This is a genomic window from Lentibacillus sp. L22, assembly GCF_040812445.1.
In the GTDB taxonomy this organism is placed as follows: Bacteria; Bacillota; Bacilli; order Bacillales; family Amphibacillaceae; genus Lentibacillus_C; species Lentibacillus_C daqui.
Genome location: NZ_JBFNXI010000029.1, coordinates 1 through 14,258 on the forward strand (window position 1 = coordinate 1; position 14,258 = coordinate 14,258).

A 14,258-nucleotide genomic window follows, 5' to 3' on the forward strand; every position below is an offset into this window, starting at 1 on the left:
TCAAAGGAAGGCCGACTAAAAACGGGCTTGCGCTCAGGCGTCGGCATACCCCTTTTGCAGGGGCATGTCATTTTTACCGGACTTTTTGAACATCCACTAATTGGTGAAAAAGGGGGGATAGACTTTCGATGATAAAGGCTAAGCCATTTTTAAAAAAGCTAGTTCAGCGGATTTTGGATGATGATGTATTTGGGTTATCCGCACAACTTGCCTACTTTTTACTATTATCCCTTTTCCCCTTTCTGTTATTTTTGGTGACATTGGTTGGGTATTTACCAATAGATGAAGATGCAGTGATGGACTTCATCAAAACATATGCACCGGCGGATATCACTGACTTAATTACCAGCAATATGAGCGAATTGGTAAATAATCAAAATGGCGGGCTGTTGTCGATCGGGATTATTGGTACACTTTGGTCTGCATCCAATGGAATTAAAGCAGTCATGAAGGCATTTAACCGTGCCCATGAGATTGAGGAAGATCGATCATTTGTGTTTGGCCGGCTGATCTCGATCGTGTTGACGATTGCGATGGTGGTGGTTATTTGTGTATCACTGTTGCTTCCGATTTTCGGGAAAATGATTGGTGAATATTTATTCTCATTATTTGGTGCCACCGACAGTTTCATTTATTTTTGGTCGGCGATGCGCTGGGTCATTTCTTCGGTGATCATTTTTATTGTGCTCATATTAATGTATAAATTGGCGCCAAATACGAAAATTTATTTTAAACAGGCCATTTGGGGGGCAATTTTTGCGACGATTGGCTGGCAATTGGTTTCATTGGCTTTTTCCTATTATGTCAATACACTTGGCAATTATTCCGCAACCTATGGCAGTCTTGGTGCAGTTATCGTGTTGATGATCTGGTTTTATATTTCCGGTATTATCATCATCATTGGCGGTGTCATCAATGCAACGATTATGAACCGAATACAGCGGGTTTAGCAGTCACAAACAAGTGGCTGCTTTTTTACTTTTTATCCCGGAACTATAACACAGAAACAGATATATAAATACAGGTTTGTTGATATATTGTTTTATTTGGTTGAACCTGTTACAATCATTTTGTAAATTGCATAGTACATACAGGAGGGGAGAAAGATTGCGAGTAAGGGGGATTATTTTAGTCACTTGTGTATTGATTATACTTGGAGCCTGTGGCAAATCCAGTGATAAAGATATGGATGAAGCTTGGGAAAAGATAAAAGATAGTGGTGAACTGGTGGTCGGTACGCCGGGAACCCTTTATCCAACCTCTTATTATCCAGAGGGATCGGACGAATTAACAGGATATGATGTAGAGATCATGAAGGAAATTGGTAAACGTTTAAACTTGGATATAAAGTTTGAGGAATTAAGTTTTGATGCTATGTTCGCCTCGTTAAAATCGGGACGAATTGATGTTGCCCAGGCAGGATTAAGGGGAGAAAGCAAGAAGAATTTCACTTATAGTAAACCGTATAAATACTCCTACGCAACGATGATTGTGCGGGATGATGAAGTGGATGACTTTACATCATTGAAAGATTTAGAGGGCAAAAAAGCCGGTGGCGCCGCGACAACGGTGTACAGTGATATCGCCAGGAAATATGGTGCCGAGGTGAAAACGTATGGGAACGTAACCAATGATGTTTACCTCCGGGATGTGGCAAATGGTCGAACGGATGTTGTTATTAATGATTATTATTTACAATTACTTGCATTAGAGGCGTTTCCGGATTTGGATATTTCCATTCAGCCTGATTTAAAATTTTATCCAAATACACAACATGTCGTGATGGAAAAAGGTGCTGATACATTAAAGAAAAAAGTGAATCAGGCATTAGCAGATATGAAACAAGATGGCACCATCACTGCCTTATCCGAGAAATTCTTTGCAGGCGAGGATGTTTCCCAAAAGCCGGATGCAGATATTACCGACATTGAAGGTATCGAGTAGATGTTTACTTGGCAAATTGATCAGATTCAATGGGACAAGCTGTTTGATTGGCATTTGGCATGGGAAAGCTTGCCATTTCTTTTAGGCGGCATCCCGGCAACATTATCAGTTTCCTTTATCGGTATGGCACTTGGTCTGGTATTGGGATTTTTCCTGGCGCTGGCACGTGGATCAGGACGAATCATACTCAGATGGCCGGCACGTGTCTACATTTCTTTCATGCGTGGTACACCAATTTTGGTCTTCCTGTTTATTTTATACTCCGGCTTGCCAGTGATCGGGATCCAGTTATCGGCCTTTTTAGCGGCATCATTGGCATTCGGGCTAAATAGTGCTGCCTATATTGCAGAAATCAACCGGTCTGCATTAAGCAGTGTACCGGGTGGACAATGGGAGTCCGCAACAGCATTGAATATGGGATACTGGCAAACAATGTGGCATATCATTTTACCACAGGCCATTCGTATTGCCATCCCACCGCTTACGAATGTTTACCTGGACTTGGTAAAAGCAACATCACTTGCAGCAGTAATTACCGTTCCCGAACTATTTCAGAAAGCACAAATCGTCGCGGGACGCACATATGATTCAATGACGATGTATATTCTGGTCGCATTGATTTACTGGCCAATTTGCATGCTTATTTCCTACTTACAAGATCGATTGGAAAAACGATATAGCAAGTTTATTTAATGACGATAGCAGACTGTACCATCACCAAAAGAATGTGATGGCGGGGCGTTTTAAAAGTTGATCGAAAACACAGGAAAGTTGATCGGATCAGGCCAAAAGTTGATCGGGAACGCAAAAAGTTGGTCAAGCCAGGTTGCAAGTTGATTGGGCGAACATAGCATTCGATCAAGCCGCGTTAAAAAAATAACGCAAGCCTTTTTTATAAAAGATCAATCATGGCATGTGAATTAATTGGGAGTTTACGATATGATGAAAACAGGAAATATATCTGAATCGGAGGGAATTATATGGATTTTTATTTAAAAGATAATGGTATGCGAAGTGAATTTGAATTTGGAACATTGTCGGTTTCAGGTGATGAACAATATGGATTTCGCCCATTCCAATTAATGGTCGCCTCGATTGCAGGTTGCAGTGCTTCTGTTTTTCGAAAAATATTGGATAAACAGCGTACCGATTATGAAGATTTAATCGTCCATGCAGACGTGGAACGTAATCCGGATGTGGCCAATCGTATCGAAAGGGTTGCACTGACCTTTACGATTAAAGGGCATCGCTTGAATGCAGACAAATTGGAACGTAATCTGGAACTTTCCCGGAAAAATTGTTCCATGATCCGTTCAGTGGAAGATAGTATTGCCATTGAAGAGAAACTGCACGTTATTGAGTTGAGCAAATAAAGTGAAAATTTATAGACTGTAATATTTCTATCTCGGAGCGTGCGAGGAAATCAAAAATTTGCAAGTTGGAGATAAACAGTCTGTGAACGCATGATACATTACAAATCTACCCGGACGAAAATTCGCTCGGGTATTTTTTATCTGAAAAGTTTCCGGCAAGTATAAATTTCATGTGTCCGAGGAAACTAAGGTAAAATGGAAAGGAATGGGGCACATGAACCGAAAGAGCGTATATCAGTTTGTCTTTATCGTAATGGTATGTTTATTACTGTTTCCACTAAATAGTTTTGCCGCGGAAAAGAAAAAATCCAAAGATGATTTCAAGGTGCCAAACCATGCATTGAACATCTCCAAGGATAACACCTTCCCGAATTCAACGGAAGATCAAGAAATCGTGGAGCCCAGTAAAGCGACAAAAGAATTAATTGAAGATGTGGATGTTCCGATTAAAAATCCGGATTTGATTAAGATGTTGAATGAAACAACAGTGAAACCATCATTTATGGCGGTAGGGTATCGCGGTATGATTTATCTGGGACGCTGGCCGGTAAATTATAAGTCACAGGAAACAACAATTAACTGGGAATACCAGCAAATTAATGAGAATGAACTGAACAATGTCGGTGGCGATCAAAACCAAAAGGTGAATTATATCCAAAAGGAACAAAAAGAAGTGGAAGGTGCACTAACGAACAAAATTTCCGAACCGGATCAAGTAAAGAAAATGATGTTACAGAAAGCAAAAGACAAAACAAAATTGCCATTGGCGTATAAAACAGTTATCGGCAAAAATACCAAAAAAGAAAATACTTATTCGGTACCGACAGAAAAAGCAGGTACATTAAAGGCATATGCGCCAGCGGTTAGTGAAAAAGGGCAGGTCACATTTGGTGAAGTCTATCTCGAATTAAAAGGCAGTAAAAAATCAATTGTCATCAAAAATGTAACCAAACAAGGTATTGGCGCCTGGGCACCGATTCAGGATTACGTTTCTTTTGCATTTAATTTACATTAATACTGCTCAAACCTCTTTGACCCTTTTGAAAGGCAAACACAAAAGGTTAAGGAGGTTTTTGCATAATATAGCAGCCTTTCTGAAAAGCTAAGAAAAAACAGGTGGGTTGTTATGCGAAAATTTATAATGACAATGTTATCCCTGATATTATTTGCAACTACCATGTTGCAGGCAAACACAACCGTTCATGCCGGTAGCTTTGGTTGGGGATATAAAAAGAATGATGAACATAAAATTCCGGAAATCGGCCATTATCGCGACATATTACATCAATATGGCGCCTATTATGCCGATGAATCTGGTGACAAGGTTGTATATTTAACCTTTGATAATGGTTATGAACAGGGCTATACTGATGATATTCTGGATGTATTAAAAGCAGAAAAAGTACCGGCAACGTTTTTTGTGACCGGGCATTATGTGGACAGCGAACCAGAACTTGTCAAACGAATGGTGAATGAAGGACATACTGTAGGTAACCATTCCTATCATCATCCCGATTTAACGACACTGACAAAAGCAGAAATGAAAAAAGAGCTTGAGGAACTAGAAGCAAAGGTAGCCAAAATTACCGATCAAAAACAGATGACCTTTATGCGGCCGCCAAAAGGGGTATTTAATGAACAATCCTTAAAATGGGCCAATGATTTGGGGTATGTTCATATTTTCTGGTCGCTTGCTTTTGCAGACTGGAATACCAAATCACAAAAAGGCGGCGATTATTCCTATAATCAGGTCATGAAACAGATTCACCCAGGGGCAATTATCTTGCTGCACACCGTATCATCTGATAATGCCCAATCGCTATCCAAAATCATTAAGGAATTAAGAAAACAGGGATACCAATTAAAAAGCCTAAACGATTTAGTGCTTAAAAATAACCTGCCAAAAGCAATTTACGGATTATAAAATACAGGTACGGCAGTTTTTTAGGGCGAGAGAATATTCTCTCGCCCTAAAATATTTGGTTGCATTTTATACGATATACATTATTAATCGACCAGAACAAAGCGCGCATATCAACACATTAGGCAGAAGCATCAATCAGATCTCTTTCATGCCAAACAAATTTCCTGTATCAAATTTTCGCAACGTTTGTTATAATAAATTTATACTTTATATTAGGAGTTGGTACTAAGAATGAACAGGGAAGATCTCATTGCTCCAAAAAATTATAATATTGTAATGGAAATGGAACGCTATGCCAAAGTATCAGATCGTGAGGCATTAATTTGGCAGGATGATCAAGGAAATTATGAACGCAAAACATATGCGCAATTAATGCAAAATGCGAATCGGATTGGCAACGTATTCCTTGATAACGGTTTGAAAAAAGGGGATAAAGTATTAGTCATGATTCCACGATTGATCGCCGCTTATGAAGTCTATTTGGCAGCATTAAAAACGGGAATTATTATTATTCCAAGTTCGGAAATGTTAAAAACAAAAGATTTGCAATACCGAATTACACATGGTGAGGTACGTGCGGTTGTTAGTTACTTTCCGTTTGTTGAGCAATATGAGGGAATTCATGAATATGACCAGCTAAAACGGTTTGTTGTCGGGGAACCGGTTGAAGGATGGCTCTATCTTGATCGTCTCAAAGATGAAGCCTCTGATCAGTTGGAAATCGCCGACACAACCAGGGACGATATTGCTTTTTTGCCATATACTTCGGGAACAACCGCCAACCCAAAAGGTGTCGTACATACCCATGGTTGGGGATATGCCCATTTGAAAACTGCAGCGGAAAATTGGCTCTGTATCAGAGAAGGCGACAAGGTCTGGGCAACGGCGGGTCCAGGCTGGCAAAAATGGATCTGGAGTCCGTTTTTATCGGTGCTCGGCTCTGGTGCAACGGGCTTTGTCTATCATGGAAAATTTGATGCCAAAACCTATTTAAATCTGTTGCAGGATCAGGAGATTAACGTTTTATGCTGTACTCCAACCGAATACCGGATTATGGCAAAAGCGGACAACCTGGAGGCATACCAGCTCTCGAAGCTTCGTAGTGCTGTGTCTGCCGGTGAACCGCTCAATCGGGAAGTTATTGATACATTCCGCAAGTATTTTAATATAACCGTAAGAGATGGATACGGTCAGACGGAAAACACATTGTTATTGGGTTTCATGGAGGGAATGAAGGTGAAACCAGGCTCCATGGGAAAACCAACGCCGGGAAATGATGTCGAGATTATTGATGATGAAGGTCAACCGGTTGCCCCTGGGGTAGTCGGCGATATTGCTGTAAAAAATGACTGTCCGGCATTGTTCCGTGAATATTATAAGGATGAAGAGCGAACCAAAAAGTCGCATCGGGGAGAATATTATGTAACAGGAGATCAAGCAAAGAAAGATGATGATGGTTATTTTTGGTTTGAAGGCCGCAGTGATGATATTATTGTGAGTTCCGGCTACACCATTGGGCCGTTTGAAGTGGAAGATGCTTTGGTTAAACATGCTGATGTTCAGGAGTGTGCCGTTGTGGCAAGCCCCCATCCAATACGAGGAAACATAGTCAAGGCATTTGTTGTTTTGAAAGATGGGGTTGATGCAAATAATCCTGATCTGGTAAAACAATTGCAAGATTTTGTCAAAGAGCAGACCGCCCCATATAAATATCCACGGGCGATTGAATTCGTTCAGGAATTGCCGAAAACCACATCAGGTAAAATCCGCCGGGTGGAATTGCGGAATAAGGAAAAAGCAAAAATCAATTAAAAGAAGGGGCATACCTCAAAACGATTGAATTAGGAGAGGGCCCCCGCTAGGAAAGTTACTTAATTCGCGAGAGGTTACCTGGAAGACGGGAGGAAACCTGTAAAGAACGGGAGAGCGCACCCGAAAGTCGGGACAAAATCCGCCAAAGCTGGGATAACACAAACAAAAATAACTTCCATTCATATTTATTCGATATATATAAATCCCAAACATGGTTCTTTCCACCATGTTTGGGATTTTCGCATTACTATTGCGTTGTTTCATTATCCACCGGCAATTCCAATTCCTGTTTCAACCTCCTGCTAACATCAGCCAATCCCTGATCGGTCGGAATGAAATAGGAAGCACCGCCAATCATTTGATCAGATCCATCAATCGAAATCGTTTCAATTCCCGAAGCATCAATCGATGAATATGCTTTTTCCAAGGCATAGATTTCCCCTGGTGACAAGCTTGTTTCCACATCCTTGCCGAGAATATCAGAAATCTCGCCAATTTTAAAGATGGTCCCTACCGAAATTGCTTGTTTAACAGTCGCTTGGATAAATTGTCGCTGTCGTTCTTCACGCGGATATTCACTATTGACCGCTCGTTTCCGCATACGAACAAAGGCTAAAGCTTCTTCGCCATTTAGTTTGGCTGGACCTGGTTTGAAATAGATGCGTTTATCATGATTATAAATATTTTTTTCCCAAAAACCTTTTTTTATATTAATAGTCACCCCGCCAAGGGCATCGACGATATCACGAAAACCGTCAAAATCGACTGTTACATATTCATCAATCGGAATATCAAGCAATCGTTCCGCTGTTTCTACCGTGAATTTATTTGGATCATACCCAGTGATGGAGGCATACGTATAAGCAGCATTGATTTTGTGAATGCCAGCATATTGTCCGGCACCTTCAGCAGGTAATTCCACTTGTGTATCGCGTGGTATCGATGTGATGGTCATTTTGTCGGTGTGCGGATTAAGGGTGATGATCATTTGCGTATCCGCCCGGCCATGTTCGCCTTTGGTCGCGTAATTTTCCAACCCTATAAGCATAATCGAAATGGGGTCTTTGCCGATTGCGACATCCTCTTGGCGGAGGGCTGATCGTTCCCCGGGCCGGTTTAAATCCTTATAGGAACCTTTTGCCGCTTGATACGCCTGATAAAATAGATAACTTCCCGCACCGACAACAATAATAAATAGAATGAGAAGGGTCCATATGATTCGTTTTTTCCATTTTCCATTTTTCTTTCGCTCATGTCGTTGTGTACGTGACTCATCCAAAATATATCACCCCAATCGATCTGTACTTATATAATATGTAGAAAGTCGTTAATCCTTATTATATGTAAAAACGTAAAACTTAACAATGCAAAATCTTGACCCTTTTGACCTTTTGAACTGAATTTTGATGTTTCATCGATGTGTAACGATCAGGTTAAACGGGAATAACGTATAATGAAAAGAGAAATAAACCCATTATTATCAAGGGTTTATAGATTTATAAAAAAGCCCAAAAAATTAATCAAACCCCTTGAAAGTCAAAGAAGGTCAGAGTATAATGTAGTTACAAGGTCAAAGATAGTCAAAGTCAAAATTGATCTTGGCTAGGCGGATAAATACCTAGTCATATAAGAAATCACAAGGAGGAATGGCATGATGAAATGTCAAAACTGTGGTATTCGTCCAGCAAATATTAATGTATCAATGCAGATAAACAATGAAAAAGTACAAATGCATGTTTGTCAACAATGTTTTGAAGAAATACAAGGAAAAATGATGAATCCATCCGGCTTTTTCTCCGGATTTGGTGGCCAAGACGCATTTGGTCAGAACTTCTTCCAAGGAAACGGTCAAAGCCAGGCGGGTGCAAGAACCCAGACAGCTCAAGGCAATGGTGGCAATGGATTGCTCGACCAATTAGGCAAGAACGTGTCACAAGCTGCTCGTGCTGGTTTGGTTGATAAAGTCATTGGCCGTGATAATGAGGTGAAACGGGTCATTGAAACGTTAAACCGTCGTAATAAAAACAACCCGGTTTTAATTGGCGAACCTGGTGTTGGTAAAACCGCAATTGCGGAAGGCCTAGCCGTGAGAATTGCAGAAGGTAATGTACCAACCAAACTAATGAACAAAGAAATCTATTTACTTGATGTAGCCTCCATGGTTGCCAATACAGGAATTCGCGGTCAATTTGAAGAACGGATGAAACAATTGGTTCAAGAAGTTCAGGAACGACCAGACGTTATTCTGTTTGTCGATGAAATTCACTTGTTAGTTGGCGCCGGAACTGCAGAAGGATCACAGATGGATGCCGGTAACATTTTAAAACCAGCACTTGCCCGTGGTGAACTGCAATTAATCGGTGCAACAACTTTGAAAGAATATCGTAAAATCGAAAAAGACGCAGCACTTGAACGTCGTTTCCAACCAATCATTGTCAAAGAACCAAGTGTGGAAGAGGCGGTAGAAATTTTAAAAGGTATCAAAGACCGCTACGAAAAATTCCATGAAGTCCGTTATTCAGATGATATTATCCGTTCGTTCGTTACACTATCACAACGATATATCCAAGATCGTTTCTTGCCAGACAAAGCGATCGACTTAATGGATGAAGTTGGTTCACGTTTAAACCTGTCCAATGCGGAAAAAGACTCAGATTCTATTGAACAAAAACTTAAAGAAGTGACACAGGAAAAAGAACAAGCCGCTGAAAAAGAAGACTATGAACGTGCTGCACATCTAAGATATCAAGAAATTCAATTGCAAAAACAACTGGAAAAAGCAAAAGATGAAGCACAAGTAACTGATGTTGGTCTGGAAGATGTCCAATTAATCATTGAAGAAAAAACAGGTATTCCAGTTACCAAGCTGCAAAAAGATGAACAAGAACAAATGAAATATCTTGCCGAAAATCTTGGTAAAAAGGTAATTGGACAAGAACATGCAGTAGACAAAGTTGCCAAAGCGATTCGCCGGAGCCGTGCCGGACTGAAATCAAAATATCGTCCAATCGGATCATTCCTGTTTGTTGGTCCAACTGGTGTCGGTAAAACAGAACTAACCAAAGCACTGGCTGAAGAATTGTTTGGTTCGCGCGATGCGTTGATTCGTCTCGACATGAGTGAGTATATGGAAAAACATGCCGTGTCGAAAATCATCGGTTCACCTCCAGGCTATGTAGGTCACGAAGAAGCAGGACAATTGACCGAGCGTGTGCGTCGTAATCCATATTCGATTCTCTTGCTTGATGAAATCGAAAAGGCACATCCAGACGTACAAAACATGTTCCTGCAAATCATGGAGGACGGACATTTAACCGACTCCCATGGTCGTACAGTAAGTTTCAAGGATACTGTGATTATCATGACAAGTAATGCCGGTACAGGTGACAAACAAATCAATGTCGGCTTTAACCGGAATGAGCATGAAGCAGTAACCACATTGGAAAACTTAAGTGCATACTTCAAACCGGAGTTCTTAAACCGTTTTGACTCGATCATTACGTTTAATGAATTAACCGAAGACAATTTACTTGAGATTGTTGATTTAATGCTGAACGATGTAACACAAAACATGGAAGAAAATAAAATCGATATTGCTGTAACAGATGCCGCTAAAAAAGCGCTAGTCAAGCTTGGTTATGACCGTCGTTTCGGTGCACGACCATTACGCCGAGTCATCCAGGATAAAGTAGAAGACCAATTAACCGATCTGTTACTGGAAAATCAAGATGTGAAAAAAGTAAATGTTGATGTAGTGGATGATGCCATTACGGTTCAACAAGCATAATGAATAACCTACTGTTAATCCTGTCCCAAACATCGGGGCAGGATTTTTTGTTACATACAGTTTATTAAACAAGGGTTTACTGATTTCTCGCATTATTAAATTTCTGCGATAATTTCTCGAACGTACATACGATGCCGTGTAATATCAAAATCATTATCCAGACGAATGTGAAATAGTTTAATTGTTCGGTATGATACATTGGAAACTTGTCAAAAAGCATATGTAATTTTGAAACGACCCACTCACCTTTTTTGTTTAAACCCAAGATGATCCAAATTTTAGAGCCATCAAATAAAATAAAAACGATTTGAAAAAATGCAAACAAGAGTAGATTCATCAACCAAGTAAAACGCCATTTGGAAGGTTTTTTTCCTGACACAGTTTCTGTCTTACAACATAAATCATCGACCATTATATAATCTCCCTTCTCTTGTAAATTGTTATGGAAAGCCTCCAAGACAGCAGATACAAACATATAGCTATCACGAAACCGGAGCCAAACAACTGCCCATTACTTAATACTTGAGGAACAATACGCGTATCTAACAGGTACAGATACAGATAGTAGAATGCATACGAGCCCGCTATGTGAAGGAGAACGTACAATATAAGCAATGTGAAAATAACTTTTTGCTTTGAAATCCAATAGAAAACAGGAAAGCATAATGCTCCTAAAAACATCATCAAGACCACACTACCGACCACTTCTTTCCAAAGTGACATATTCCAGCCGGCTTTAAAAATTAGCTCAAGCACCATGACTGCACTTGAGCAGATGAACGTTATAACTAGTAAACCAGCGTACCTGGAACTGACAACCTCACTACGGGTAAATGGCAAAGCATTCCATAATCTATGCCCATTCGCTTGCTCATCAGCATAAAATGCGTCCATCATTAAATAGGCGCTGATTAAGGTGATAATGAATATGGCATCTTTATCAAAGGCTATAAAAAAGATGAGCATTGCAAAATATATGATCCATAAAAATTTATGAATGGCTAAATCTTTTTTAATTAACTGAAGCATCCGCTTTACCTCCCCGGGAATAATACATAATCTCTTCCAAACTTGCTCTTTCAATGATTGCTTCATAACCAAATAATTCATCGACCGCCTCAAAATTAGCGCTTAAAGCTTCAAATCCGCTATCCGTCCGTTTAATGGATAGAAAATATTGCTCGGTATCCTGATCAAGCAATTCCACTTCGCCACGAACGATTGCATATTCCGCTTCTATTTCGGGCAATCCTTTTGAAAAGACGAGCTCTCCCTGATCAATAAAAGTGATATAGTCGGCAAGGGAAGATAAATCGCTCATAATATGGGTCGATAAAAAAATAGTTTTTTCCTCATTCAGCATGACGTCATGCAAAAGCTCCATCAATTCTCTGCGAAAAATCGGATCGAGGTTCGCGGCCGGCTCATCCATAATAAGAAGGTCTGCTTGATGCGACAATGCAAATGCGAGAGCGGCTTTCACTTTCATTCCATCTGAAAAAGATTTCATATTTTGTCTGAGTGGAAGTTCAAATCGCTCACAATATTGGTAAAACAAAGGATCGTCCCATCTCCGGTAACAAGGAGCGATCATTTTTTTCATATCACGTAATGTCAATTCTTTGTATAACATATCATCGTTAAAAACAAATCCGATTCTTTCTTTAATGGATTTTTCGTTTTGTTTGTAGTTCATACCCAACACACGGATTTCACCAGAGTCAGGATGAAGCAAATTCATGATCATTTTGATAACAGTCGACTTGCCGGCTCCATTGGCACCGATAAAACCTGTCACGAATCCCTTTTTTACTTGCAATGACAAATCTTTGATACCAAAGCTTTTGAATGATTTATGTACATTCCGTAATTCGATAGCATGCTCCATCTTTATCTCTCCTCATACAAAATGGTTAACCATTCCTTGATTTCTTTTAGTGACAACCCTATCTCTTTGCTGCCTGCAATGACTTCTAATAACTTCTCCTCAATGGTTGCCAATTTCTTTTCTTTCACGACATCTTCATTTTGTTCCGCGATAAAAGAACCTTTTCCTACGATTGAATAAATAAATCCTTCTTTCTCCAACTCCTCATATGCACGCTTGGTCGTAATGACACTTATATGCAGATCTTTTGCCAACTGACGCATTGAGGGAAGGGCATCTCCTTCTTTTAATTCGCCCGATAGTACTTTTTCTTTGACCTGACTTTTTATTTGATAATAAATGGATTCTTTGGAACTATTGGAAATCAGAATTTGCATCTTTGTCCTCCCTTTTGTAACAGTCACCAAGTAATATATACATTATATACAACAAATACATTATACACAATAAAAAATTATGGTTATCTTGAAAAATTAAAATGATGCCACAGTTATGTAGAGCATTGTAATGCAATTTTAAACAAGAAAATAGCTACTCTCTATCATAATACGCTTCAAACATGAAAAAACTATGATACATCAATTCATAAAAAGGATGTATCATCATGCGGATTTTTCAAGTTTTTCAAGTCGTTATCTTGCTGCAATTATTTTTTATCCCAACTACAATATCAGCCGAAACACCGCAGCCTAAGCAAATGAAGATCCATTTCATTGACGTAGGACAAGGGGACAGTACGCTTATTGAAACCCCGGGTAAGAAAAACATTTTAATTGATGCCGGGCCCCCGAGAGCGGGGAAGGATGTGGTGGAATTTCTTAAAGCGCGTGGCATCAAGAAAATTGATCTGTTAATTGCCACACATCCGGATATCGATCATATTGGCGGACTTCCAACAGTAATGAAATCCTTCAAGATTGACAAAGCATTGGATTCGGGCAAATTGCACTCAACCAAGACATATGTACGATATATTAATCAAATTCACAAACATAAAATTCCGGTTAACATTGCCAAGCAAGGTGACGTGGTGGATGTTGACCCATTAGTGGATATCAGTGTGTTGAATTCATATGAGGAACATAAAAATAATAATCAATCCTCCATTGTGTTAAAAGTCGGCTATAACGAGGTTGACTTTTTGCTTATGGCAGATGCAGAGCGCGGGCAGGAAGAACAATTGATGGAGCAAGAAAAAGATGTTCAATCAGACATTTATAAAGTTGGTCATCACGGATCAAATACAAGCACATCGTATCGATTTCTCAATTTGGTCAAACCGAAAGTAGCTATCTTAACCTATAGCAAAATGAATCATTATGGACATCCAGTCGACCGGGTTGTCGGCAATTTGCAGCGAATCCATTCCATGATATATTCTACCGCGGTCTATGGTGACATTTCCATTGTGACAAACGGGAAAGGATATTTTATTTTCACGGAAAAATCACCAATGGATGGATTAACCGGAAAAGCGGGATAGAATTAACAAATTTTCAGTAAAATATATTTACAAATTTAAACAAAAAT

Annotated in this window: 13 protein-coding genes; 9 read left to right on the top strand and 4 right to left on the bottom strand. The window is 39.6% G+C overall.

Annotation, left to right across the window (positions count from 1 at the left end):
- Positions 1 to 128 precede the first annotated feature (128 nt).
- The 7 genes from ABRT01_RS12410 (at position 129) to mbcS (ending at position 7,053) form a co-directional block, all read left to right on the top strand.
- The gene (locus ABRT01_RS12410) at positions 129 to 950 is read left to right on the top strand and encodes a YihY/virulence factor BrkB family protein (protein WP_269410109.1); all 822 of its coding nucleotides are present in this window, start codon (positions 129 to 131) and stop codon (positions 948 to 950) included.
- 157 nt (positions 951 to 1,107) lie between these two features.
- Positions 1,108 to 1,944, top strand: coding sequence for a transporter substrate-binding domain-containing protein (locus ABRT01_RS12415; RefSeq protein WP_367747560.1), 837 nt, complete (start codon positions 1,108 to 1,110; stop codon positions 1,942 to 1,944).
- Positions 1,945 to 2,637 (top strand): amino acid ABC transporter permease, encoded by a 693-nt coding sequence (locus ABRT01_RS12420; RefSeq protein ID WP_367747563.1) that lies wholly within the window; start codon positions 1,945 to 1,947, stop codon positions 2,635 to 2,637.
- A 287-nt stretch (positions 2,638 to 2,924) separates the two neighbouring features.
- A complete protein-coding gene (locus ABRT01_RS12425; protein WP_269410106.1) occupies positions 2,925 to 3,317 on the top strand; it encodes an OsmC family protein in 393 nt (130 codons plus the stop codon).
- A 214-nt stretch (positions 3,318 to 3,531) separates the two neighbouring features.
- Positions 3,532 to 4,332, top strand: a complete 801-nt coding sequence (locus tag ABRT01_RS12430; protein WP_367747567.1) for a YfkD family protein — start codon at positions 3,532 to 3,534, stop codon at positions 4,330 to 4,332.
- A gap of 111 nt (positions 4,333 to 4,443) precedes the next feature.
- Entirely contained in the window at positions 4,444 to 5,241 is a 798-nt protein-coding gene (gene pdaA, locus ABRT01_RS12435; RefSeq protein WP_367747570.1) for a delta-lactam-biosynthetic de-N-acetylase, read from the top strand.
- A 231-nt stretch (positions 5,242 to 5,472) separates the two neighbouring features.
- The gene (mbcS, locus tag ABRT01_RS12440; protein ID WP_269410103.1) at positions 5,473 to 7,053 is read left to right on the top strand and encodes an acyl-CoA synthetase MbcS; all 1,581 of its coding nucleotides are present in this window, start codon (positions 5,473 to 5,475) and stop codon (positions 7,051 to 7,053) included.
- Between the two features lie 247 nt (positions 7,054 to 7,300).
- On the opposite strand, the gene ABRT01_RS12445 is transcribed toward mbcS, so the two are convergent.
- Complete coding sequence (locus tag ABRT01_RS12445; RefSeq protein ID WP_269410102.1) at positions 7,301 to 8,332, bottom strand: LCP family protein; 1,032 nt, start codon at positions 8,330 to 8,332, stop codon at positions 7,301 to 7,303.
- Between the two features lie 375 nt (positions 8,333 to 8,707).
- Between ABRT01_RS12445 and ABRT01_RS12450 the strand changes: the two genes are divergently transcribed.
- Complete coding sequence (locus ABRT01_RS12450) at positions 8,708 to 10,840, top strand: ATP-dependent Clp protease ATP-binding subunit (protein ID WP_269412600.1); 2,133 nt, start codon at positions 8,708 to 8,710, stop codon at positions 10,838 to 10,840.
- 411 nt (positions 10,841 to 11,251) lie between these two features.
- On the opposite strand, the gene ABRT01_RS12455 is transcribed toward ABRT01_RS12450, so the two are convergent.
- The 3 genes from ABRT01_RS12455 to ABRT01_RS12465 are packed head-to-tail and all read right to left on the bottom strand — an operon-like array spanning position 11,252 to position 13,105.
- Positions 11,252 to 11,869: an ABC-2 transporter permease gene (locus ABRT01_RS12455; RefSeq protein ID WP_269410101.1), complete on the bottom strand. Its 618-nt coding sequence runs from the start codon at positions 11,867 to 11,869 to the stop codon at positions 11,252 to 11,254.
- A complete protein-coding gene (locus tag ABRT01_RS12460) occupies positions 11,853 to 12,728 on the bottom strand; it encodes an ABC transporter ATP-binding protein (RefSeq protein ID WP_269410100.1) in 876 nt (291 codons plus the stop codon). The genes ABRT01_RS12455 and ABRT01_RS12460 overlap by 17 nt, the downstream gene beginning before the upstream one ends.
- Positions 12,729 to 12,730: 2 nt before the next feature.
- Positions 12,731 to 13,105 (bottom strand): GntR family transcriptional regulator, encoded by a 375-nt coding sequence (locus ABRT01_RS12465; RefSeq protein ID WP_269410099.1) that lies wholly within the window; start codon positions 13,103 to 13,105, stop codon positions 12,731 to 12,733.
- A gap of 227 nt (positions 13,106 to 13,332) precedes the next feature.
- Between ABRT01_RS12465 and ABRT01_RS12470 the strand changes: the two genes are divergently transcribed.
- Positions 13,333 to 14,211, top strand: coding sequence for a ComEC/Rec2 family competence protein (locus tag ABRT01_RS12470; protein WP_269410098.1), 879 nt, complete (start codon positions 13,333 to 13,335; stop codon positions 14,209 to 14,211).
- Positions 14,212 to 14,258: the final 47 nt, after the last annotated feature.